This window comes from Synechococcus sp. ATX 2A4 (assembly GCF_024346375.1).
Lineage (GTDB): Bacteria > Cyanobacteriota > Cyanobacteriia > PCC-6307 > Cyanobiaceae > MW101C3.
This window is the reverse complement of sequence record NZ_JAGQCV010000006.1, coordinates 47,738-70,867: the sequence shown is the minus strand read 5'-3', so window position 1 is coordinate 70,867 and position 23,130 is coordinate 47,738. Positions and strand designations below refer to the sequence as shown.

At 67.0% G+C, this 23,130-nt stretch carries 21 protein-coding genes; 16 read left to right on the top strand and 5 right to left on the bottom strand.

All coding sequences use genetic code 11. The annotated features are described in order from the left end of the window. Position 1 precedes the first annotated feature (1 nt). Positions 2-751 (top strand): M15 family metallopeptidase, encoded by a 750-nt coding sequence (locus KBY97_RS07235; RefSeq protein WP_255146020.1) that lies wholly within the window; start codon positions 2-4, stop codon positions 749-751. Here the strand turns inward: KBY97_RS07235 and KBY97_RS07230 are convergent. Together KBY97_RS07230 and KBY97_RS07225 are read right to left on the bottom strand one after the other, a co-directional pair. Next, positions 685-1,062, bottom strand: a complete 378-nt coding sequence (locus tag KBY97_RS07230; RefSeq protein ID WP_255146019.1) for a hypothetical protein — start codon at positions 1,060-1,062, stop codon at positions 685-687. The genes KBY97_RS07235 and KBY97_RS07230 overlap by 67 nt on opposite strands. After that, positions 1,056-2,855: an NADPH-dependent assimilatory sulfite reductase hemoprotein subunit gene (locus KBY97_RS07225; protein ID WP_255146018.1), complete on the bottom strand. Its 1,800-nt coding sequence runs from the start codon at positions 2,853-2,855 to the stop codon at positions 1,056-1,058. The genes KBY97_RS07230 and KBY97_RS07225 overlap by 7 nt, the downstream gene beginning before the upstream one ends. 114 nt (positions 2,856-2,969) lie before the next feature. Between KBY97_RS07225 and glyS the strand changes: the two genes are divergently transcribed. Then, positions 2,970-5,138 carry a glycine--tRNA ligase subunit beta gene (gene glyS, locus KBY97_RS07220; protein WP_255146017.1) on the top strand — a complete coding sequence of 723 codons (2,169 nt, stop codon included), beginning with the start codon at positions 2,970-2,972 and terminating at the stop codon, positions 5,136-5,138. A gap of 60 nt (positions 5,139-5,198) precedes the next feature. On the opposite strand, the gene chlP is transcribed toward glyS, so the two are convergent. After that, positions 5,199-6,581, bottom strand: coding sequence for a geranylgeranyl reductase (gene chlP, locus KBY97_RS07215; protein WP_255146016.1), 1,383 nt, complete (start codon positions 6,579-6,581; stop codon positions 5,199-5,201). Positions 6,582-6,709: 128 nt separating this feature from the next. On the opposite strand from chlP, the gene KBY97_RS07210 reads away from it, so the two are divergent. The 7 genes from KBY97_RS07210 to ccsB all read left to right on the top strand — a co-directional run bounded on the left by KBY97_RS07210 (position 6,710) and on the right by ccsB (position 13,288). Further along, positions 6,710-7,453 carry a D-alanyl-D-alanine carboxypeptidase family protein gene (locus KBY97_RS07210; RefSeq protein WP_255146015.1) on the top strand — a complete coding sequence of 248 codons (744 nt, stop codon included), beginning with the start codon at positions 6,710-6,712 and terminating at the stop codon, positions 7,451-7,453. 61 nt (positions 7,454-7,514) lie between these two features. Then, positions 7,515-9,323 (top strand): translational GTPase TypA, encoded by a 1,809-nt coding sequence (gene typA / locus KBY97_RS07205; RefSeq protein ID WP_255146014.1) that lies wholly within the window; start codon positions 7,515-7,517, stop codon positions 9,321-9,323. Next, positions 9,320-9,727: a DUF309 domain-containing protein gene (locus KBY97_RS07200; RefSeq protein ID WP_255146013.1), complete on the top strand. Its 408-nt coding sequence runs from the start codon at positions 9,320-9,322 to the stop codon at positions 9,725-9,727. Before typA ends, KBY97_RS07200 begins: the two co-directional genes overlap by 4 nt. Before the next feature lie 88 nt (positions 9,728-9,815). Beyond that, complete coding sequence (locus tag KBY97_RS07195) at positions 9,816-10,373, top strand: LPS-assembly protein LptD (protein WP_255146012.1); 558 nt, start codon at positions 9,816-9,818, stop codon at positions 10,371-10,373. Continuing rightward, positions 10,370-11,098, top strand: coding sequence for an LPS export ABC transporter ATP-binding protein (gene lptB / locus KBY97_RS07190; RefSeq protein WP_255146011.1), 729 nt, complete (start codon positions 10,370-10,372; stop codon positions 11,096-11,098). The genes KBY97_RS07195 and lptB overlap by 4 nt, the downstream gene beginning before the upstream one ends. Before the next feature lie 20 nt (positions 11,099-11,118). Beyond that, positions 11,119-12,294 carry an LptF/LptG family permease gene (locus KBY97_RS07185; RefSeq protein ID WP_255146177.1) on the top strand — a complete coding sequence of 392 codons (1,176 nt, stop codon included), beginning with the start codon at positions 11,119-11,121 and terminating at the stop codon, positions 12,292-12,294. Between the two features lie 55 nt (positions 12,295-12,349). Further along, positions 12,350-13,288 (top strand): c-type cytochrome biogenesis protein CcsB, encoded by a 939-nt coding sequence (gene ccsB, locus KBY97_RS07180; protein ID WP_255146010.1) that lies wholly within the window; start codon positions 12,350-12,352, stop codon positions 13,286-13,288. A gap of 256 nt (positions 13,289-13,544) precedes the next feature. Here the strand turns inward: ccsB and rpe are convergent, their stop codons facing one another. Then, positions 13,545-14,228: a ribulose-phosphate 3-epimerase gene (gene rpe / locus KBY97_RS07175; RefSeq protein ID WP_255146009.1), complete on the bottom strand. Its 684-nt coding sequence runs from the start codon at positions 14,226-14,228 to the stop codon at positions 13,545-13,547. Between the two features lie 187 nt (positions 14,229-14,415). Between rpe and glpX the strand changes: the two genes are divergently transcribed. The 7 genes from glpX (at position 14,416) to KBY97_RS14745 (ending at position 21,434) form a co-directional block, all read left to right on the top strand. After that, on the top strand, positions 14,416-15,420 hold the full coding sequence (gene glpX, locus KBY97_RS07170; protein ID WP_255146008.1) for a class II fructose-bisphosphatase: 1,005 nt from the start codon (positions 14,416-14,418) through the stop codon (positions 15,418-15,420). A gap of 9 nt (positions 15,421-15,429) precedes the next feature. After that, positions 15,430-16,740: a glutamyl-tRNA reductase gene (locus KBY97_RS07165; protein WP_255146007.1), complete on the top strand. Its 1,311-nt coding sequence runs from the start codon at positions 15,430-15,432 to the stop codon at positions 16,738-16,740. A 78-nt stretch (positions 16,741-16,818) separates the two neighbouring features. Next, positions 16,819-18,114: a glucose-1-phosphate adenylyltransferase gene (locus KBY97_RS07160; protein WP_255146006.1), complete on the top strand. Its 1,296-nt coding sequence runs from the start codon at positions 16,819-16,821 to the stop codon at positions 18,112-18,114. Between the two features lie 86 nt (positions 18,115-18,200). Then, a complete protein-coding gene (gene gndA / locus KBY97_RS07155) occupies positions 18,201-19,616 on the top strand; it encodes an NADP-dependent phosphogluconate dehydrogenase (protein ID WP_255146005.1) in 1,416 nt (471 codons plus the stop codon). After that, positions 19,616-20,350, top strand: a complete 735-nt coding sequence (pgl, locus tag KBY97_RS07150; RefSeq protein WP_255146004.1) for a 6-phosphogluconolactonase — start codon at positions 19,616-19,618, stop codon at positions 20,348-20,350. The genes gndA and pgl overlap by 1 nt, the downstream gene beginning before the upstream one ends. Further along, positions 20,350-20,928 (top strand): CIA30 family protein, encoded by a 579-nt coding sequence (locus tag KBY97_RS07145; protein ID WP_255146176.1) that lies wholly within the window; start codon positions 20,350-20,352, stop codon positions 20,926-20,928. The genes pgl and KBY97_RS07145 overlap by 1 nt, the downstream gene beginning before the upstream one ends. After that, positions 20,925-21,434: a hypothetical protein gene (locus KBY97_RS14745; RefSeq protein WP_315857147.1), complete on the top strand. Its 510-nt coding sequence runs from the start codon at positions 20,925-20,927 to the stop codon at positions 21,432-21,434. The genes KBY97_RS07145 and KBY97_RS14745 overlap by 4 nt, the downstream gene beginning before the upstream one ends. Here KBY97_RS14745 and ilvD read toward each other — a convergent pair. After that, positions 21,431-23,101, bottom strand: a complete 1,671-nt coding sequence (ilvD, locus tag KBY97_RS07135) for a dihydroxy-acid dehydratase (RefSeq protein ID WP_255146003.1) — start codon at positions 23,099-23,101, stop codon at positions 21,431-21,433. The genes KBY97_RS14745 and ilvD overlap by 4 nt on opposite strands. Positions 23,102-23,130: the final 29 nt, after the last annotated feature.

The window sequence follows — 23,130 nt, the reverse complement described above, 5'->3', positions numbered from 1 at the left end:
CGTGCCGCGTCCCTGGAGCTCGGTCCCGATCGAAGACAACGGCGAACCGCTGATCGCACTCCCGGCCGAGCTGCTCCGGCTCGAACCCCACCCCTATGTGGCCCTCGGGGCCCCCTATGGCCAGGCCGGCTGTCCGTTCCGCCTGCGGCAGGGGGTGGTGGAGCGTCTGCTGCAGGCCCAGGCTGCCCTGCAGCAGCAGCAGCACGGCTGGCGGCTGGCGGTGTTTGATGCCTGGCGGCCACTGGCGGTGCAGGCCTTCATGGTGGAACACGCGCTGCGGGAAGAATGCCGGGCCCGAGGAGTGGATCCCCAGCGCCCGGGCCCGGAGCGCGAGGCCGTGGCCGCAGAGGTGGGCCGCTTCTGGGCCCCGCCCAGCGCCGATCCAGCCACGCCGCCGCCGCACAGCACAGGGGCAGCCGTGGATCTCACCCTGGCCGGACCGGCAGGCGCGCTGCTGGCGATGGGCGGGGCGATCGATGCGATCGGCGCGATCTCAGAGCCTGAGCACTACGCCAGCGCCGCCGCAGAGGATCCCAGCAGCCCTGCGGCGAACTGGCACCGGCGGCGACACTTGCTGCAGGAGGTGATGGTGGCGGCCGGCTTGAGCCAGCACCCCAACGAGTGGTGGCACTTCAGCCATGGCGATCAGCTGTGGGCCTGGCGCAGCGGCGCTGCGCAGGCCTGTTACGGGCGCTGGACGGGCGCCGGGTCTGGGGAGGGCACGGTGGCGGTGGGCAACGGCATCAGCTGAAACTCGCGCCAGATCTGCTCCGCGTCCGGCCGGCTGAGGTAGCCGAGCGCGGCGCAGCGTTTCAAGGTGGCTTCCCCCATCTCCAGTTGCACCTCCCGCAGGCGGGCAAGCACCTTCGGCGGTTGGCTGGCGAACTGATTGAGTTGGCGCCGGTAGGCAGCCAGCAGATTGTTGCTCTTGCAGGTGAGCGGATCCGGCTCGAACGTCTGAACCGGGGCGAGCGGGGTGCGTCGGTCCTGGCTGTGCGCTGCGGGCCCGGCCAGGCCGAGGGCAGCGAGCGCAAGCGCGAGCCCCAGCGAGCGGATCAACATGCGTGCAGGGCCTCACGCACGGCGGCGTCACCCAGCTGGGCCACGTGCTCACCGAAGCTGCGCCGCCCGCCGGCCGCCTTCCAGCCCCGCAGGAGCGGCTCAAGGGTGTTCTCCAGCTCCGCCAGCGGCATCCGCTCCAGGAAGGGGGTGGCCAGACGGGTGAGGTTGGGGGTGCCCCCCAGCCAGAGCTGGTATTGCTCCACGCCGCTGCCCACCAGGCCGATCTCGGCCATGTACGGGCGGGCGCAGCCATTGGGGCAGCCGGTCATGCGCACCAACACGGGTTTCTCAATCTCCAGGCGCTGCAGCAGGGCATCGAGACGCTGGAGCACATCGGGAAGGATGCGTTCCGATTCTGTGACCGCCAGCCCACAGGTGGGCAGGGCCGGACAGGCGATCGCATGGCGAGCCAGCAGATCGGGGGCCTCGGGGGCCTGGAAACCAAGCTCTGCCAGAGCCGCGCGCACCGAACTGCGCTGGGGGGTGCCGATGTTGCAGAGCAGCAGGTCCTGGTTGGGGGTGAGCCGCACCTCCAGCTGGAAGGTTTCCACCAGCCGGCGCAGGCCCTGCTTGCGCTCGCCTTCGAGGCGGCCGCAGAGCAGGGGCAGGCCCACGAACCAGAGATTGGCGCTCTGGCGATGCCAGCCCAGGTAGTCGGCGAGGCGCGGGGTGGGCTCGTTCTGCAGACCCCGAAGCGGATGGGGGAAGTAGCGCTTGAGCTCCTGCTTGAACCAGGCGATACCACGGTCGTGAATCAGGTACTTCATGCGGGCATGGCGCCGCACCTGGCGGTCGCCGTGGTCACGCTGCAGGGCGGCGATCGCCTGGACGAGATCGAGCACGTGGTCAGCGGCCACGTACCCGAGCGGATCGGCGGTGCGCGCAAAGGTTTCGTCCTTGTTGTGGGTGCGGCCCATGCCCCCGCCCACATACACGTTGCAGCCCCTGAGGCGGCCGCTCGGGTCGGTGAACACCACCAGACCGATGTCCTGGGTGAGCAGATCCACGGAGTTGTCGCCCGGCACCGTGACCGCCACCTTGAACTTGCGCGGCAGGTAGGTGCCGCCGTAGAGGGGCTCAGTGGGATCACCGCTGTAAAGAGCCCCTTCGTGCTGGCGCTCGCGCGCCTCCCGCACCGGCTTGTCGGGCTTGAAGCGATAGCTGTGATCCCCTTCCACCCAGAGATCCAGGTAGGAGCCCTCGGCGGCCTCAGGGGAGAGCAGATCGGCGATCTGATCCGCCAGCCGACGCGCGGCGGGGTAGCCGCCCTTCTCAAAGGGGGCCGCAGGGGCCATCACGTTGCGGTTGATGTCGCCGCAGGCCGCCAGGGTGGAGCCCAAGGCGCGCACGATCGTGCCGATCACCTCGCGCAGATCGGCCTTGGCGATGCCGTGCATCTGGAAGGCCTGGCGCGTGGTGACGCGCAGCGTGCCGTTGCCGAGGTTGTTGGACAGGTCGTCCATGGCCAGGTACAGCGGCACCGGGATGCGCCCGGCGGGGCTGCGCAACCGCAGCATCATCTGCCAGTCCTTTTCACGACCCTTCTGGCGGTTGTCGCGGTTGTCCTGCTGATAGCTGCCGTGGAACTTGAGGATCTGGACGGCGCCATCGGTGAAGAAGGGCTTGTCGTTCTCCAGTTCGGTGGCCAGGGGCTCCTTGAGATGGCCACTGGCCGCCTTGAGCAGCTCGAATTTGGTGGGTGGCAGATCGGTGGCGGCCGTTGGTTGTGCCGCCGCCTTGCTGACCGTACCCGCTGCAGGGCCGCCCAGGGCCGCCCCCTCCCCCGCGGACATGCGAACACGTTTGGGGGTCAGGGTCACGTTGGTGCTACCAGGTTCTTTGAAGGTAGCGAAGCAGCCGCGTCGTCACTGGCGTTCAATACAGTCGGTGGCTGTTGAGACGCTTGCGTGGCCACGTTCCTGCTGGAGATCGGCACCGAGGAACTGCCGGCGGATTTCGCCCGGATGGCCCTCCCCCAGCTGGAGCAGCAGGTGCGCCAGGCGCTGAGCGCGCACAACCTGCCGCTGGAGGCGGTGTGGTCCGGCAGCACGCCCCGCCGCCTCGCCATCTGCGTGAGTGGCCTACCGGAGCGCCAGGCCGATCAGGAAGAGGAGCGCAAGGGGCCACCGGCGGAGCAGGCCTTCGTGAACGGGGAGCCGGCACCGGCCGCCATCGGCTTCGCCCGTCGCTGCGGCGTGGCCGCCACCGATCTTGACGTGCGCCAGACCCCGAAAGGGCCGTTCGTCTTCGCCCGCGTCCGGCAGCAAGGGCAGCCCACCGTCGAGCTGCTGAGCGGCCTGATCCCCGGCTGGATCGATGCCCTGCAGGGACGGCGCTTCATGCGCTGGGGCCAGGGAGACAGTCGCTTCAGCCGGCCGGTGCGCTGGCTGGTGGCCCTGCTTGATGAACGGGTGATTCCCGTGCAGTTGCCGGCCACCGATCCCTGCATCCAGAGCGGCCGCCTCAGCCGCGGCCACCGGCTCGTGCAGACGGAGGTGTCGATCACCGCGGCACACACCTACAGGCAGGAGCTGGCCGCCGCCGGGGTGCAGGTCGACCGCCAGCAGCGCGCCCAGTGGATCAGGCAGGAGCTGGAGGCGGCAGCCGGCGCCGCCGGCGCACGGCCCGATCTGCCGGAGGCGCTGTTCGATGAGCTGGTCGATCTGGTCGAGCGCCCCTCACTGATCGAAGGCAGCATCGACGCGCACTTCCTGGCCCTGCCCCCCGAGGTGCTGAGCACAGTGATGCGCTCACACCAGCGCTACGTGCCACTGGAGCAGATGGGCGTTCAGCCCGATGAGCTGGCGCTCTCGGCCCGAGCCACCTTGCTGCCCAACTTTCTTTGCATCGGCAACGGGCTGGAGGCGGCGGCCCCCACGGTGCGCCGGGGCAACGAGCGGGTGCTGAGGGCGCGGCTGGCTGATGCCGCCTTCTTTCTCGACGCGGACCGCCGGGTGCGCAGCCACGACCGCCTCAGCCAGCTGGAGCGGGTCACCTTCGCCGAAGGGCTGGGCAACCTGAAACAACGTGCCGAGCGGATCTGCTGGCTCACCGACACGCTGCTGGAGGCACTGGCGGTGGCAGACGACGACGCCCTAGCCGCCCGCCGCGCCGCCGAACTCTGCAAGCACGATCTGGTGAGCCAGATGGTGGGCGAATTCCCGGAGCTGCAGGGGGTGATGGGGGCGAAATATGTGCTGGAGGAAGGCGAATCGCGCAGCGTGGCTTTGGCTGTGCTGGAGCACTACCTGCCGCGGGGGGCCGGCGATCGCCTGCCCAGCTCCGCTGCCGGAGCGGTGGTGGCAATGGCGGAGCGGCTGGAACTGCTGCTCAGCATCTACGCCAAAGGAGAGCGACCGAGCGGATCCTCCGATCCCTATGGACTGCGGCGGGCCGCCAATGGCCTGCTGCAGGTGCTCCACGCCCAGGGCTGGCGCCTCGACCTGCGCGCGCTGCTGCAGCGCGCCACGGCGCACTGGCAGGCGCTGCTGCCGGGCTTGGAGGTGGATTCCGCCGCCCTGGCGCTGGAGCTGCAGGAGTTTCTGCGCCAGCGGCTCGTGGCCCAACTGGAGGAGGAAGGCTTCGATGCGGATCTGGTGCGGGCGGTGGCGGGAGCCCCAGCCCAAGGCGAGCGCCTGCTGCGCCATCCGCTCGACGCCTGGGAGCGGGCCCAGGTGCTGGCAGGCCTACGGGCGAACGGCGCCCTCAAGGAGGTGCAGGCCGTCGTGCAGCGCGCAGCGCGGTTGGCCCAGCACAGCGGGCTCAGCGCAGAGGTGCTGCGGGCGGACGGCGTGGTGGAGCCAGCCCGCTTCACCTCCAGCAGCGAAGCGCAACTGCTGGCCGTGCTGCAGGCCATTGCGCCGCTGGCCTGCGGAGAGGCCGGCAGCATCAACTACAGCGCCCTTGCCGCGGGCCTCGGCCGAGGCGCCGGAGCGCTGGCCGCCTTCTTCGATGGCGAGGCGAGCGTGATGGTGATGTGCGACGACCTGGCCGTGCGCGCCAACCGGCTGAACCTGCTGGCGGTGCTCACCAACCAATCAGAGGTGCTCGCCGATTTCAACGCCCTCGAGGGCTGACAGCAGACGCAAAGGAGGACGCCGCTGGACATCCAGCGGCGCCACCAAAACGGATGCGCGTCAGTGGCCCATCAAGGCGGGTTCCCTCTCCTCGGCCTCGGCCTGAGTGGCGACGGCGTCTGCGGCGGGCACTGCTTCCACCTGGCGTGGATGCAGAGAACCCGTGGCGGCGTACAACTCCATTTCCGCCTGGGTGCGGACAGCGCTCTTCACCGGCTCATAGCCGACGGGGGCCAGGGCCTGACCGCGCAGCACGGAGCCGAGGGTGAGCAGGGTGAGCTTGAGCTGCTGCCAGGGGTTCATCATCACCACCCGCTTGTAGAGGTAGCTGTCGAAGGTGAGGCGCTGCACATCTTTGTCGTCGCACATTTCAACGAACGCCTCGCGGGCGGCATCGTTGCGATAGAAGATGTTCTGGAGAAGCTCAAGAACTTTGTAGGTGGCGCCGTATTTGCGGTCCCACTTCTTGATATAAACCTTTAGATCTTTCTCGGTGGGAATCGTTGCTCCAGCGCCGCTGGCCGCCACGATCTGCTCGGCGCACATGCGGCCACTCTTGGCAGCAAAGTAAATACCTTCACCGGAGCTCTTGGTCACGTAGCCAGCGGCGTCGCCCACCAGGGCCATGCGACCCACCACCCGGCGGGGACGGGGATGCTCGGGGATCGGGTGGGCTTCCACCTTGATCACTTCACCGTTGAGCAGGCGAGCGGAGGCCCGTTCCCGGATGCCCTTCTGGAGGCCTTTGATCAACGCCTGATTGACCTGCATGGTGCCGGTACCGACGGCCACGTGGTCGAATTTCGGAAAAACCCAGGCGTAGAAATCGGGGGACACATCGGTGCCCACGTACATCTCAGCGAGATCTTCGTAGTAGGCCATCTCTTCCTTGGGAAGACGAATGCGCTCCTGAAACGCAATGGCGACGTTGTAGTCGCCGGCATCCATCGCCTTGGCCACGCGGCTGTTGGCCCCATCGGCACCAACGATCAGATCCACTTCCAGGGTCTTGATCACGCCGGTGGGGCCACCGGCAGAGTAATCCGCATATTTAAGGGTGTAGGGCCCCTGGCGGTTCTTGCCGGTGTCGATGCTCTGAACCAGCCCGTTGACCAGGTGAGTGCCAAGCTCAGCAGCACGGTTGCGCAGGAAGCCGTCAAGCACTTCACGGCGGCACATGCCGATGTATTCATCCGCGTTATCAAGATGAATGTCCACCTCACGATTGGAAGGGGAAATCATCTTCATGTTGCGAACCTTGCGGTCGATGATCGACTCCGGCAGGTCAAACTCCGAGACCATGCAGAGCGGAATGGCACCACCGCAGGGCTTGGCGTTATCAAGCTTTCGCTCAAACAACCAGGTTTCGATGCCCGCCTTGGCGAGGACCTCCGCAGCACAGGAACCGCTTGGGCCGCCGCCCACCACCGCGACTCGCAACATCTTGAAACCTGCTCCGCTGGAACGATCCTGGGCTGGAAGCTAACACTCCTGTTCGGGCTTTTGAGGCACCGCAGGGCCTGGCCCCTACGATTGTTTCAAGCTTGTTGCCACGCCCTTTGCCCCCGCGAATGTCCGCGCGTCATCGGGGCGACGACATCCCGATGGCCCAGCGATCGGTGCGCCCCGGGCAGCCCCGCCGGCAATCGCTGCGCACGGTTTTTGGCACCTTGCTGGTGTTGCTCGTGGGCGGCAGCACGCTCGGATTTCTCTTTCGCGAGCCCCTGGCCCAGCTGCTCACCCCGCCCCCTGTGCCTGGCCTTGATGCCCGCCTGGGCAGCGATGGCAGGCTGCTGGGCCACTTCCCCTATGCAGAGGCGCCGCCGGATCGGCTCACCAACGTGGCACCGGGCCTGATGCTGCATGAGGAGGCCGCCCGCGAGCTGCTCGCCATGCAGCGGCAGGCGGCCGCTGACGGGGTGGACCTGCGTCTGCTGAGCGGCTTCCGCTCAGTGGATCTGCAGCAGCAGATTTTTTTTGATGTCAAATCGGAGCGCAACCAGAGCGCCGAGGAGCGCGCTCTGGTGAGCGCGCCACCGGGCTTTTCCGAGCACAGCACCGGATATGCCATCGATCTCGGCGATGGCAGCCGGCCCGCTGCCCACTTCAGCGAGGGCTTCGAGCTCACCCCCGCCTTCCGCTGGCTGAAGGAGAACGCCAACCGGTATCACTTCAAGCTGTCGTTTCCCCGCGGCAATGCCCAGGGCGTCACCTATGAGCCCTGGCACTGGCGCTTCGAGGGTTCAGCGGAGGCGCTGCGGATGTTTGAACCGGCCCGACAGCTGCAGCGATCTCAGCGGAGCGGGCTGGGATAGGGTGAAGGTTCATTGCAACCAGTAGTGGTTGCGTCAGAAAGGATTGAAGGAGACATCACGCATGAGCGCCGCTTCCCAGAGCGCACCGATTCGCAATATCGCGATCATCGCCCACGTTGACCACGGCAAGACCACCCTCGTGGATGCCCTGCTTCAACAGTCGGGGATCTTCCGGGACGGCGAGGCTGTGCCCACGTGCGTGATGGACTCCAACGACCTGGAGCGGGAGCGCGGCATCACGATCCTCTCCAAGAACACTGCTGTCGATTACGCCGGCGTGCGCATCAACATTGTTGACACCCCCGGACACGCCGACTTCGGCGGTGAGGTGGAGCGGGTGCTCGGCATGGTCGATGGCGCCCTGCTGATCGTGGACGCCAACGAGGGGCCCATGCCCCAGACCCGCTTCGTGCTCAAGAAAGCCCTCGAGCAGGGCCTGCGGCCGATTGTGTTTGTCAACAAGATCGACCGGGCCCGCGTCGACCCTGAGCAGGCGGTGGACAAGGTGCTGGATCTGTTCCTGGAGCTCGGTGCCGACGACGACCAGTGCGACTTCACCTACCTGTTCGGCAGCGGTATGGGCGGCTACGCCAAGCCCGACATGGCCACCGAGAGCGAAAACATGAAGCCGCTCTTCGACGCCATCCTGCGCCATGTGCCGCCGCCGGTCGGAGATCCTGAAAAGCCGTTGCAGCTGCAGGTCACCACACTCGACTATTCCGACTTTCTGGGTCGGATCATGATTGGCCGCATCCACAACGGCACCATCAAGGCCGGCCAGAGTGCCGCCCTGATCCGCGACGACGGCAGCATCAAGCGTGGCCGGATCAGCAAGCTGCTCGGCTTCCAGGGCCTGCAGCGGGTGGAGATCGAGCAGGCCAGCGCCGGCGACCTGGTGGCCGTGGCGGGCTTCGATGAGGTGAACATTGGCGAAACCATCGCCTGCCCGGATCACCCCGAAGCGCTGCCCCTGATCCGGGTGGACGAACCCACCCTTCAGATGACCTTCGTGGTCAACGATTCGCCATTCGCCGGCAAGGAGGGCAAGTTCGTCACCAGCCGCCAGCTGCGTGACCGCCTCCAGAAGGAGCTGCTCACCAACGTGGCGCTGCGGGTGGAAGACACCGACTCCCCCGATCGCTTCTCCGTGAGTGGCCGCGGTGAGCTGCACCTGGGCATCCTGATCGAAACCATGCGCCGCGAAGGCTATGAGTTCCAGGTCTCCCAGCCGCAGGTGATCTTCCGCACGATCGACGGCACCCCCTGCGAGCCGGTGGAAACCCTGGTGATGGACGTTCCCGAAGATGCAGTGGGCTCCTGCATCGAAAAGCTCGGCACCCGCAAGGGCGAGATGCAGAACATGGAAACCGGCAACGACGGCCGCACCCAGCTGGAATTCGTGGTGCCAGCCCGCGGCCTGATCGGCTTCCGTGGCGAGTTCGTGCGCGCCACCCGCGGTGAGGGAATCATGAGCCACTCCTTCTTTGAATACCGCCCGATGCAGGGGGATTTCGATGCCCGCCGCAACGGCGTGCTGGTGGCCTTTGAAGAAGGCACCGCCACCTTCTACGCCCTCAAGGGCGCGGAGGATCGGGGTCAGTTCTTCATCACGCCTGGCACCAAGGTCTACAAAGGCATGATCGTGGGCGAACACAACCGGCCGCCCGATCTTGAGCTCAACGTCTGCAAGGCCAAGCAGGTCACCAACATCCGCTCGGCCGGTGCTGAAGTGCTCGACACGCTGCAATCCCCGATCCAGATGACGCTTGAGCGGGCGCTTGAGTACATCGGACCGGACGAAATGCTGGAAGTGACCCCGGAATCGATCCGGCTGCGCAAAATGCCGGTGAAGAAAGCCGCCAAGCGATGAGCCAGGGGATGGCGTCACGCCAGCCCGGCCCGGTGCCCCCTGCCGACGACCTGATCGCCGATCCCCGTCTGCAGCTGGCTGCCCGGCTGTTCAACGACGGCGAGTGGTATGCCTGCCACGATGTGTTTGAGGAGATCTGGCACGAAACGCAGGGCCCCGACCGGCCTGCGCTCCAGGGATTTCTGCAGATCGCCGTGGCCCACCTGCATCTGCAGAGTGGCAACCAGCGCGGCGCCACGCTGCTGCTGGGCGAAGGGCTGGGCCGGCTGGCGCCGTTTCCCGCCGACGCCCTCGGCTTCAACCTCACACTGCTGCGCGCCCGGGTGGCCGACCAGCTGCACTGCCTGCAACAGGGGAACGATCCAGGGGCCCTTCCTCTGCCAGTGTTGATGCCAACCCCCTGACCTTGCTGGTCCCTTATCGCCCGAAGCGCTCCCCCTGAGCCTGGTCTGGGAGCTCCTCGCCTGCCCCCTTCCTGCCCCTGCCGGAACCATGCCTGAGATTCGCCGCCGCCCCCGCTCTCCTTTCGCTCCAGCGGGGGCGGCGGTGATGCTCGCGCTCTTGAGCCTCCAGCCCTCCCTGGCGCGGGCGTTGCCGCTGGGATCCCAGGTGCCCGAGGCTCCCGCGTTGCCACGGCCGGCTGGCAGAACACCAGAAGCACCGGCGCCAAGACCGGCCCCAGAGGGCACGGTGCTCACCCCGCAGACGCCGGACAGGGCCACCGGGCTGGTCACGATCGAGTCGGACACCCAACGCGCCGACAACGCCACCGGCATCGTGACCGCCACCGGCAACGTGCGGATCCTGTATCCCGATCGCCGCCTGGCCGCCACCGCCCGCCAGGCCCAGTACTTCACGCTTGAGGGCCGCATCGTGCTCACCGGCGATGTGGACGTGGTCCAGGAAGGCGGCAACCTGCTGCGCGCCGAGCGGGTGGTCTACCTGGTGGACACCGAGCGGGTGCTGGCCCAACCCAGCGACGGCAAACAGGTGTTCAGCCAGCTGAGGATCCAGCAGAACGCCCAGCCTGCGGGGCCGGCCGCGCCATGAGCCTGGTATTGGAAGGGGTGGCCCTGAGCCTCGGCGGCCGCCCCCTGGTCAAGGGGGTGAGCCTGGAGCTGGAGCCCGGCGAAGTGGTCGGCCTGCTGGGCCCCAACGGCGCCGGCAAAACCACCACGTTCAACCTCGTCACCGGCTTGCTGAAACCCGATCGGGGCCGCGTGCTGCTCGACGGGCAGCGGGTGGAGCGCCTTGCCATGCCGGAGCGTGCCCGCATGGGCATCGGCTATCTGCCCCAGGAGCCGAGTGTGTTCCGGCAGCTGAGCGTGCGCCAAAACCTGCAGCTGGCCCTGCAACAGAGCGGCGCTCCAGTGGCGGGACGCCGGGAGCGCGTCGAGCAGCTGGTGGAGGAGTTCCACCTCACCAACTTTCAGCACCGACGGGGCTTCCAGCTGTCCGGGGGGGAGCGGCGGCGTTGCGAAGTGGCCCGCGCCCTGGCGGTGGGCGCAGCAGGCCCACGCTACCTGCTGCTGGATGAACCCTTCGCCGGCGTCGACCCGCTCGCCGTTGCCGACCTCCAGACCCTGATCGGCACTCTGCGGGATCGCAACATGGGTCTGCTGATCACCGATCACAACGTCCGGGAGACCCTTTCCATCACCGATCGCGCTTACATCCTCACCGAAGGCAGCCTGCTGGCCTCCGGGCCGTCGGCTGAGGTGGCCAGCAACCCGCTCGTGCGCCAGCACTACCTGGGGGAGGGCTTCCAGCTGTGACGCTTGCCCACGAGCCCTTGATGGCACCAAGGCGGCTGCTGCGACCTGTGCAGCTGCTCTGGGAGCGCCTGCCGCTGATGGACCGCTGGCTGAGCGGCGAGCTGCTCGGCCCACTGGTGTTCGGCGTGGCCGCTTTCACCACGGTGTCGCTGTCGGTGGGGGTGGTGTTCGAACTGGTGCGCCGGGTGGCGGAATCAGGCTTACCGGTAGCGGCGGCAATGCAGGTGCTGGGCCTGCGCCTGCCGGGATTTCTGGTGTTGTCGTTTCCAATGGCCACCTTGATGGCCACGCTGTTGGCCTACAGCCGGCTGTCGGGCAGCAGCGAGCTCACGGCCCTGCGCAGCATCGGCGTCAGCACCACCCGCATGGTGGTGCCGGCTCTGGGGGTGGCGGTGCTGATGAGCCTGCTCACCTTCGCGTTCAATGATCTGATCGTGCCCGCTGCCAATCTCCAGGCGGCCGAAACGCTCAACGAGGCCCTGGGCAGGTCGGTTGCCACCGAGAAAGGCAGCAACATCATTTACTCGCGCTTCAGCCTGCGGCCTGCCAACAATGATTCGGGCGCCGACCGCTATCTCTCTCAGCTCTTTTATGCCCGCAGATTTGACAAAGGGGAGATGCAGGATGTGACGGTGCTGGATTTCACCCGTGAAAACGGAACCCAGATGCTGCAGGCGAGGAAGGGCACCTGGAACGTGGAGCAGGGGATGTGGGAGTTCAGGGACGGCCAGGTGGTGATGGCGGGTGGGGAGCAGGGCACCACCACCTCCGCCAAGTTCGACCGCTATCTCTACCCGCTCGATCAGGGGCCGCTCAAACTGGCTGCCTTGCCCAAGGACGCCGCGAGCATGTCGGTGGGCGAGGCCCTGAGCGCCGAGCAATTGCTCAGGGAGGCCGGCGACCAGAAAGAGGCGCGCCGGATGCGGGTGCGGATCCAGGAGAAGTTCGCCTTCCCCACCATCTGCCTGGTGTTTGGCCTGATCGGCAGCAGCCTTGGCGTACGGCCAGATGCCCGCACCAGCCGCAGCCAGGGGTTCGGCATCAGCGTGCTGCTGATTTTCTCTTACTACCTGATGTCCTTCATCTTCAGTTCGCTGGGGGTGAAAGGCACCCTGGCTCCCTTCCTGGCAGCCTGGATGCCAGTGTTCATCGGTCTGGCGGGCGGCCTTGTGCTGCTCCGTCAGGCCAGCCGCTGATCTCCCTGCCCGCCAGGCAGACTGACCAAACTGCTTTCTGGGAATCGTGCTTTCTGTGACCGATCCGGTTCTGACCCTCGCCCTGATCGCTTTCGGCTTGCTGCTGATCGCCCTGCCGCTGGCCTTCTGGAGCTTGAGCGGTGGCCGTTCGAGCACGGTGGTGCGCCTGCTGGTCGCCGGCGCCAACGTGAGCCTCACCGCCCAGCTCACCCTGCGCTGGTGGGAATCGGGGCACTTCCCGATCAGCAACCTTTACGAATCGCTCTGCTTCCTGGCCTGGGCCTGCACGCTCACCCAGCTGCTGGTGGAGCGCTCCTGGTCGTCCCCGCTGGTGGCCGCTGCAGCTACGCCGATGGGCCTGGGCTGTGTGGCCTTCGCCAGCTTCGCCCTGCCCGATCGCCTGCAGGCCGCTTCCCCTCTGGTGCCAGCCCTGCGCTCCAGCTGGCTGGTGATGCACGTGAGTGTGATCATGGTCAGCTATGCCGCCCTGCTGGTGGGCTCGCTGCTGTCGGTGGCGGTGCTGTTCACCGAGCGGGGCCGCCAGCTGGAGCTGCGCAGCAGTTCGATCGGCAGTGGGGGCTTCCGCCGGGCCCAGCTGGCAGGGGTGCCCGCGGGCGCCGATGCCAATGCCACCAACGGCCCGGGCCTTGAGCTCAGCAGCGTGGCGATTGGCGTGAGCGAACAGCTCGACAGCCTCAGCTACCGCACCATCACCGTGGGCTTCCTGCTGCTGTCGGTGGGCCTGGTCAGCGGCGCTGTGTGGGCCAATGAGGCCTGGGGCAGCTGGTGGAGCTGGGATCCCAAGGAAACCTGGGCCCTGATCTGCTGGCTTGTCTATGCCGCCTATCTGCACACCCGGCTGAGCCGCGGCTGGCAGGGCAGGCGCCCGGCCTTGGTGGCCTCCGCCGGTCTGGTGGTGATCGTCGTCTGTTACATCGGCGTGAATCTGCTCGGCATCGGCCTGCACAGCTACGGCTGGTTCTTGGGCGCCTGAGCCCAACCGGTGCGAGCAAGCAAGAGGACTGGTGGAGCAGACCGAATGCAGCCCAAGAGCAGACCGAGAGCCGGATGAGTGCTGAGCGCAAGCCCATGGGGCAGGCCCCAGAGTTTCCCGTACCGGCCCACCCCCAAACGGCCCGCTCCGCATCGGCCTCACCCCTAACGGCTGCTCTGCCCCGAACGCTTTCAGGCTGCTCGCCCCCGAACGACCTGAGGCCACTCGGGGGAACCAGCTGACCGTCAGCGGTCGATCAGACCAGGATTGCTTCGGGGCGACGGCTGTTGCGGATGCCAGCGATCGCTTCGCGGTAGTCGGGCGCGTTGAACACGGCCGAACCGGCCACGATCGCGTTGGCTCCGGCTTCCACCACCTGCCAGGTGTTGTTGGCCTTGAGGCCGCCATCCACTTCGATCCAGGGATCGAGGCCCCGCTCATCGCACATGCGACGCAGCCGGCGCACCTTCTCCACCGCCGAGGGGATGAAGCTCTGGCCACCGAAGCCGGGGTTGACACTCATGATGAGCACCAGATCGCACAGCTCGAGGCAGTATTCGAGCGTTTCCAGCGGTGTGCCGGGGTTGAGCACCGCACCGGCCTTCTTGCCGAGATCCTTGATCTGGCCAAGGTTGCGGTGGAGGTGGGGGCAGGCTTCCACCTGCACATAGATGTGATCGGCGCCCGCCTTGGCGAAATCGCCCACATAACGCTCGGGCTCCACGATCATCAGGTGCACATCGAGCGGCTTCTGCGTGACGGGGCGCAGCGCTTCGACGATCAGTGGGCCGATGGTGATGTTGGGGACAAAGCGTCCGTCCATCACATCCACATGGATCCAATCGGCCCCCGCCTCGTCAACGGCCCGCACCTCGTCGCCGAGACGGGCAAAATCCGCAGACAGGATCGACGGGGCGATCACCAGAGGCTTCGTGCTCATGGCTGGGGCCACCGGGGCAAGAGATCGCGCCCATTGTAGGAAGACGACGGCACCGTTTCCCCAGCCGACGGCTTGCCCCATGGGGCGCTGATACAGTCGCCACGGCCAGATACCGAAACAAACCTGCTGCAGCTGGTCTGCCGGTTCTTGCTTCGGCACCGCCGCTCCCTCCCCCTGCCGGACTTTTGTGGATCGCACCCTCATTCAGGAACTGCTCGAAGTTGTCGAGCAGGCCGCCATTGCCTCTGCGCACCTGACCGGCCTCGGCAAGAAAGATGAAGCCGATGCTGCTGCCGTGGAGGCCATGCGCCTGCGGATGGGCAGCATCGCCATGCAGGGCAGGATCGTGATCGGCGAAGGGGAGCGCGACGAAGCCCCGATGCTGTACATCGGCGAAGAAGTGGGCAGCGGCACCGGCCCCGGCGTGGATTTCGCCGTGGATCCCTGCGAAGGCACCAACCTCTGCGCCAACGCCCAGGACGGTTCGATGGCCGTGCTGGCCGCCTCCGACCGCGGCGGCCTGTTCAACGCCCCCGACTTCTACATGAAGAAGCTGGCGGCACCGCCGGCGGCCAAGGGCAAGGTGGACATCCGCAAGAGCGCCACTGAAAACATCGCCATTCTCAGCGCCTGCCTCGGCATGCCTGCCGATGAGCTGGTGATCGTGGTGATGGACCGTGCTCGCCACAAGGATCTGATCGCCGAGATCCGCGCCACCGGCGCCCGGGTGAAGCCCATCAGCGACGGTGACGTGCAGGCGGCCATCGCCTGTGGCTTCTCCGGGACCGGCACCCATTGCCTGATGGGCATTGGCGCCGCTCCGGAAGGGGTGATCTCCGCCGCCGCCCTGCGCTGCCTTGGTGGCCACTTCCAGGGCCAGCTCGTGTACGACCCGGCGGTTGCCCAGACCTCCGAATGGGCCGATTACACCAAGGAAGGCAACATTGCCCGCCTCAATGAGATGGGAATCACCGACATCGACAAGGTGTACGAGGCCGAAGAGCTGGCCTCCGGCGAGAACGTGGTGTTCGCCGGCAGCGGCATCACCGATGGCCTGCTGTTCAAGGGCGTGAAGTTCGAGCGTGACTGCACCCGCACCAGCAGCCTGATCATTTCCTCGCTCGATTCCAGCGCCCGCTTCACGGACACCATCCACATCAAGCCCGGCGCTCAAAGCGTCGCGCTGCGCTGACCCCACCCCATGCACATCGCCGTCGTCGGGCTCAGCCATCGCACGGCTCCAGTCGAAATCCGGGAGCGCCTCAGCATCCCGGAGCAGACGATGGAGGAATCCCTCCACATCCTGCGCGGCGATGCCCAGGTGCTTGAGGCGTCCATCCTCAGCACCTGCAACCGGCTTGAGATCTACACCCTGCTGCGCCACCCCGAGCAGGGCATCACGGCCGTGGGCTCCTTCCTCAGCCAGCACTCGGGCCTTGATTTCGGCGAACTCACCCCCCACCTCTTCACCTATCACCACGAAGAGGCGGTGGGGCACCTGCTGCGGGTGGCTTCAGGGCTCGACAGCCTGGTGCTGGGGGAAGGGCAGATCTTGTCCCAGGTGAAGAAAATGGTGCGGCTGGGCCAGGAGCACGGCTCGATCGGCCCGATCCTCAACCGGCTGCTCACCCAGGCGGTGAGCACCGGCAAGCGGGTGCGCACCGAAACCAATCTCGGCACCGGCGCCGTATCGATCAGCTCGGCGGCGGTGGAGCTGGCCCAGCTCAAGGTCGGCCAGAGCCGCGGCCTCGACGACCTCGTCTCCCTTGAAGGTGAGCAGGTGGCGGTGGTGGGAGCGGGGCGCATGTCCCGGTTGCTGCTGCAACACCTGCAGGCCAAGGGCTGCCGCGCGCTGGTGCTGCTCAATCGCACCGTGTCACGGGCGGAAGCTCTGGCGGCGGATTTTCCCGAGCTGCCAGTGCAATGCCGGCCGCTCGAAGACCTGGACCATTGCCTCAGCACCTGCTCGCTGGTGTTCACCAGCACAGCCGCCGAAGAGCCGATCATCGACGCCGCCCGGCTGGAAGGGCTCAACCGCCGCTCCTCGCTGAAGCTGATCGACATCGGCGTGCCGCGCAACATCAGCTCTGACGTCGCCGGACTGGGCGGGGTGGAAGCCTTTGATGTGGACGATCTGCAGGAGGTGGTGGCCCGCAACCAGGAGGCCCGCCGAGAGATCGCCGCCGAAGCCGAAGGGCTCCTGCAGGAGGAATCCCGCCAGTTCCTCGACTGGTGGGATGGTCTGGAAGCGGTGCCCACCCTCAACAGGCTCCGCCAGCAGCTGGAACTGATTCGCGAGCAGGAGCTGCAGAAAGCGCTCAGCCGCATGGGCCCCGATCTCTCGGCACGGGAACGCAAGGTGGTGGAAGCCCTCACCAAGGGCATCGTCAACAAGATTTTGCACAGCCCTGTCACCCATCTGCGGGCCCCCCAGCCAAGGCAGCAACGCCACCAATCCATGAAGGTGCTCCATGAACTGTTCGCGCTTGATGAGCCAAGCGGAGAAGGCTGAGTTCCAGATCACCGACTGGGGGTCACGTGCTCCGGTACGGTGCTCGAATGCTGACAACAGCAGTCTTTGGGGGCAGTGATGAAGCGGGTTCTGGCGATCATCCTCGGCGGCGGAGCGGGCACCCGGCTCTTCCCGCTCACAAAGATGCGGGCCAAGCCGGCGGTGCCGCTGGCCGGTAAATACCGGCTCATCGACATCCCGGTTAGCAACTGCATCAACTCCGGTGTCAACAAGATCTACGTGCTGACGCAGTTCAACAGCGCGTCGCTCAACCGCCACCTCACCCAGACGTACAACCTCTCCGCCGGCTTCGGGCAGGGGTTCGTGGAGGTGCTCGCCGCCCAGCAGACACCGGACAGCCCCAGCTGGTTTGAAGGCACCGCCGACGCGGTACGCAAATACCAGTGGCTGTTCCACGAATGGGACGTGGACCACTACCTGATCCTTTCCGGCGACCAGCTCTACCGGATGGATTACAGCAGCTTCGTGCACCACCACATCGAAACCGGCTCCGACCTGAGCGTGGCGGCGCTGCCGGTGGATGCGGCCCAGGCCGAGGGCTTCGGCCTGATGCGCACCGATCCCCAGGGCTGGATCCGCGAGTTCAGCGAAAAGCCGAAGGGCGCAGCACTGGAGGCGATGGCGGTCGACACCGCCCGCCACGGCCTCTCGGCCGACGATGCCCTCAAGCGCCCCTACCTGGCGTCGATGGGCATCTACGTGTTCAGCCGCGACACCCTCTTCGACCTGCTGGCCAGCAATCCGGAATCCACCGACTTCGGCAAGGAGATCATTCCCACCTCGCTGGCCCGCGGCGACAAGCTCAGCAGCTTCGTCTTCAACGACTACTGGGAGGACATCGGCACGATCGGGGCGTTCTATGAGGCCAACCTGGCGCTCACCGACCAGCCCAGCCCCGCCTTCTCCTTCTACGACGAGAAATTCCCCATCTACACGCGGCCGCGGTATCTGCCCCCCAGCAAGCTGCTCGACACCCAGGTCACCCAGTCGATCATCGGCGAAGGCTCCCTGCTGCAGGCCTGCAGCATCCACCACTGCGTGCTTGGCGTGCGCTCGCGCATCGAGGCCGAGGTGGTGCTGCAGGACACCCTGGTGATGGGCGCCGACTACTTCGAATCGGCAGAAGAGCGGGCCGTGCTGCGCGAGCGGGGCGGGATCCCGCTGGGGGTGGGCAATGGCACCACCGTGCGGCGCGCGATCCTCGACAAGAACGTGCGCATCGGTCGCAACGTCACGATCGTGAACAAGGACCACATCGAAGAAGCCGACCAGCCGGAGCTGGGCTTCTACATCCGCAACGGCATCGTGGTGGTGGAGAAGAACGCCACCATCGCCGACGGCACCGTGATCTGAGCGGTTGCTGACACAGCCGCGCAGGCGGCAGCGGCAGGCAGGTCGCAGGGGCACACTGGCTCGGAAAGGTTTGCAGCCCAACCCACATGAGCAAAGCGCACTTCGGCCTGATCGGCCTGGGCGTGATGGGCGAAAATCTGGTCCTCAACGCTGAACGCAACGGCTTCTCCAGCGTCGTCTACAACCGCACCTGGGCGAAGACGGAAGAGTTCCTGAACGGCCGCGGCGCCGGCCTTCAGATCATCGGAGCCCACTCCCTTGAGGAGTTTGTGGCCAGCCTGGAGCGCCCCCGCCGCATCCTGATGATGATCAAGGCGGGTCAGCCGATCGACGACACCATCGCCGCCATCTCCCCCCATCTGGAGGACGGCGATCTGCTGATCGATGGCGGCAACTCCCTTTACGCCGACACCGAGCGGCGTGTGAAGGAGCTGGAGAGCAAGAGCTTCGGCTACATCGGCATGGGCGTGTCCGGTGGCGCCAAGGGCGCCCTGGAGGGGCCGAGCATGATGCCCGGCGGCACCAAGGCGGCCTACGACGCGATTGAGAGCCTGGTCACCAAGATGGCCGCCCAGGTGGAAGACGGCCCCTGCGTCACCTACATCGGCCCCGGTGGCGCCGGCCATTTCGTCAAGACGGTGCACAACGGCATCGAGTACGGGATCGAGCAGATCCTGGTGGAGGCCTACGACCTGATGAAGCGGGGAGCCGGCCTCGATGGCCTCGCCATGGCCGATGTGTTCGACGGCTGGAACCAGCTGGAGGAGCTCTCCTCCTATCTGGTGGAGATCACCGAGGTGTGCCTGCGCACCCGCGATCCTGAGGATGGCGGTGATCTGGTCGAGAAGATCCTCGATGTGGCCGGCCAGAAAGGCACCGGCCTCTGGACCGTGATCAGCGCCCTGGAGATGGGCGTGCCCGTGCCCACCATCTATGCCTCCCTCAACGGTCGGGTGATGAGCTCGATGAAGGCGGAACGGGTACTGGCCGAAGCGGTGCTGCCGGGTCCGGCACCCCATCCCGTTGACCTGGGCGAACCCGCCGCTGGCCTGCCGCCGCTGCGCGATGCGGTGATCCTCGCCTGCATCGCCAGCTACGCCCAGGGCATGGCCCTGCTGGTAGAAGCCTCCAAGCTGCACAACTACAACCTCCACCTCTCCTCGATCGCCCAGATCTGGAAGGGGGGTTGCATCATCCGCGCCCGCCTGCTGCAACGCATCCAGGACGCCTATAACGCCAACCCGGGCCTGGTGAACCTGATGGTGGACCCCTGGTTCGCCGAACAGATCAACCGCCGCCTGCCGGGCCTGCGCCAGGTGGTGGCGGATGCCTCCCAGGCCGGCATTCCCGTGCCCTGCCTGAGCAGCACGCTCGATTACATCGACAGCTACCGCACCGCGCGCCTGCCCCAGAACCTGCTGCAGGCCATGCGTGACTGCTTCGGCGCCCACACGTATCAACGGGTGGATCGCGATGGTGCGTTCCACACCGAGTGGCTCTGATGGGGGACACCCCAGCGGCCACTTATCAGCTCAAGGTGGTGCCTGGGGGACAGGAGCAGCTGGCCGAATGCGCCGCCACCACGATCGCCAGCGCCATTGATCTGGCCCTGGCGGAGCGGGAGAGGGCCCAGATCGCCCTCGCCGGCGGCACCACGCCGGAGGCCGCCTACCGCCATCTCGGCGCGGCCCATCTGCCCTGGAACCGGGTGGATGTGCTGCTGGGGGATGAACGTTGGGTGCCCGCCGATGATCCCTCCAGCAATGCGCTGCTGCTGAGCCGCTCCCTGCTGGCCGCCGGCCCCGGCCGGCAGGCCTGCTTCCATCCCGTGCCCACCGAGCAGGACACACCGGAAGCCAGCGCCGCCTCCTTCGCGGCCGTGCTGGCTCGCCTCTGCCCCGGCGATCCGCCGGTGCTGGATGTGGTGCTGCTGGGTCTGGGCGAAGACGGCCACACCGCCTCGCTGTTTCCGGGCACCGCCGCCACCACGGTGGTGGATCGCCCGGTGACGATCAGCGAAGGCAAGGGCCTGCCCCGGGTGACCCTCACGGCACCGGTGCTGAGTGCCGCGCGCCTGGTGGTGTTTCTGGTGAGCGGCGCCGGCAAGCAGCAGGCCCTGCAGCGCCTGCTTGATCCGAACGAGCCGGCCGTGCGCACCCCTGCCCGCCTGGTGAAACCCCGCAGCACCGTGCTGATCCTCGCCGATCCCGCCGCTGCGGCAGGCTTGAAGCCGTGATGGAGCCGGCTGGCATGGTGGCACCGTTGCTGGTGGTGAGCGGCGATGGGTTCAGCGGCTGGCTGGCCCTGAACGACACGATCATGGGCGGCCGCAGCAGCGGCGTCTGCCGCATCGGCCCGGAGGGTCTGGTGCTGGAGGCCGATGTGGTGGAGCAGGGCGGTGGCTTCGTGAGTTGTCGCTCGCCGCTGTTCTCCCCGCCGTTGAACCTGGGCGCTTACCGCGCCCTGCAGCTGGAACTGCGCGGCGACGGTCGCCGCTACAAGCTGGCCGTGGCCTGCGCCGATGGCGTGGCCGGCCTCACGGAGCTGATCCCCGGCGGGCTGCGCTGGGTGGCGGAATTCGACACCAGCATCAGCAACCCCGACCAACCGCCCCAGCTGGTGGAGATTCCCTTCGCTCAGCTGCGCGCCTCGGTGCGGGCCCGCCCGCTGAACCTGCCGCTGCGCTTTGATCCCGCCAAGATCACGCGCCTGCAGGTGCTGCATTCCAAATTCGGCGACAACGGCCAACTCAATACGGGCTTTCGGGCCGGCCCGCTGCAGCTGGCTCTGGTGGCGGTGCGAGCGGTGCCTTGAGCGCCGCCGATGAGCTCAGCCGGCGAATTGCCGCGGCCGCCGATCTCTGCCTCAAACCGCACCGCCATGCGGTGGTGGGCACCATGGCCAGTGATGGCTCCGGCAGTGGTGGTTCAGGCAGTGATGGTTCCGTCTGTCAAGACTCCGGCGACCCTGGCGACTGCTGCCTGCTCCTTCAGACGCGGGGGATCGACGGGGAGCGCCTGCCGCTGCACGACATCGAACTGGAGCTCTACCGCAGCGGCAACGACCTCCACATGATGCTGAGCTGGCCGCAGCAACCAGAGCAACCGATGCTCTGGCACGGCCAGCACCCCGTCTGGATGGACGGGGTGACGGGGCTGCGCACCGAGCGGCCGCCGGACGGTGCACCCCTGGAGGCCCTGGCCCGGCGCCTGCGCGCCCTGCTCAGCCTCCCCTCCACCACAAACATTGCTGTGCCCGCAGACGTTCCTGGACCCGCAGACGCCGGGGACCCCGCCAACGAGCACCCCTGGCAGGCCTAGACCGGATCGGTGACAGCGCCCAGGCTGCTGCTACTCACCAGACGGGCGTACTTGCCCAGCACGCCGGTGCGGTAGCGGGGGGCGGGGGCCACCCAGGCGGAGCGGCGGCGCTGCAGCTCGGCCGCGTCCACGTTCAGCTGGATCAGCAGTTGGTGGGCGTCGACAGTGATGCTGTCGCCTTCTTCCACCAGTGCGATCGTGCCGCCCACGGCCGCCTCAGGCGCCACATGGCCCACCACCAGGCCGTAGGAGCCGCCGCTGAAGCGGCCATCGGTGATCAGCGCCACCGATTCCCCCAGCCCCTTGCCCACGATCGCGGCGGTGGGGGAGAGCATCTCGCGCATGCCGGGGCCACCCACGGGGCCCTCGTAACGCACCACCACCACATCACCGGCGCCCACCGAGCCAGCCAGGATCGCCTCCAGGGCACTTTCCTCGCTCTCGAACACGCGGGCTGGGCCGGTGATCACGGGGGTCTTCACGCCGCTGATCTTGGCCACCGCCCCCTCTTCCGCCAGGTTGCCCTTGAGGATGGCCAGGTGGCCCTTGGGATAGAGCGGATTGGAGAGGGGCCGGATCACATCCTGATCGGCCGGGGGCTCAGTGGGCACATCGGCAAGCACCTCGCGCAGGGTGCACCCTTCGATCGTGCCGCAATCGCCATGCAGCAGGCCGGCATCGAGCAGCAGCTTCATCACCTGCGGGATGCCACCGGCGTTATGCAGATCCACGGTCACGTAGCGGCCGCTGGGCTTGAGATCGCAGATCACCGGCACCCTCTGGCGGATGGTTTCGAAGTCATCGATGGTGAGCGGCACCTCGGCGGTACGGGCGATCGCCAGCAGGTGCAGCACCGAGTTGGTGGAGCCGCCGACGGCCATGATCACGCTGATTGCGTTTTCGATCGCCTCGCGGGTGATCAGGTCACGGGGGCGGATGTTCGCCTCGATGGCGCGCACCAGCACCTCGGCCGAACGGGCGGCACTCTCCGCCTTCTCCGGATCTTCCGCCGCCATGGTGGAACTGCCAGGCAGGCTCAGGCCCATCGCTTCGAAAGCCGAGCTCATCGTGTTGGCAGTGAACATGCCGCCGCAGCTGCCGGCGCCGGGGCAGGCGTTCTTCTCAATCGCCAGCAGCTCCTCCGCATCAATACGGCCGCCGGAGAACTGACCCACCGCCTCAAAGGCGCTCACCACGGTGAGATCACAGGGGCCGAGCCGGCCGGGCTTGATCGTGCCGCCATACACGAAGATCGCCGGGATGTTCATGCGGGCCATGGCGAGCATGGCGCCGGGCATGTTCTTGTCGCAGCCGCCGATCGCCAGCAGGCCGTCCATGCTCTGGGCGTTGCAGGCGGTTTCGATCGAGTCGGCGATCACCTCCCGCGACACAAGCGAATACTTCATCCCTTCGGTGCCCATCGAGATGCCGTCGCTGACGGTGATAGTGCCGAACATCTGGGGCATGGCACCGGCACAGCGGGCGGCTTGCTCGGCGCGCCGGGCCAGGTCGTTCAGGCCGATGTTGCAGGGCGTGATCGTGCTGTAGCCGTTGGCGATGCCGATGATCGGCTTCTCAAAGTCGCCGTCGCCAAAGCCCACCGCCCGCAACATGGCGCGGTTGGGGGAACGCTGGACACCTGCGGTGATGGCGGCGGAACGGAGCATGGAAGCCAGGGGGACACCGGAGAGCAACC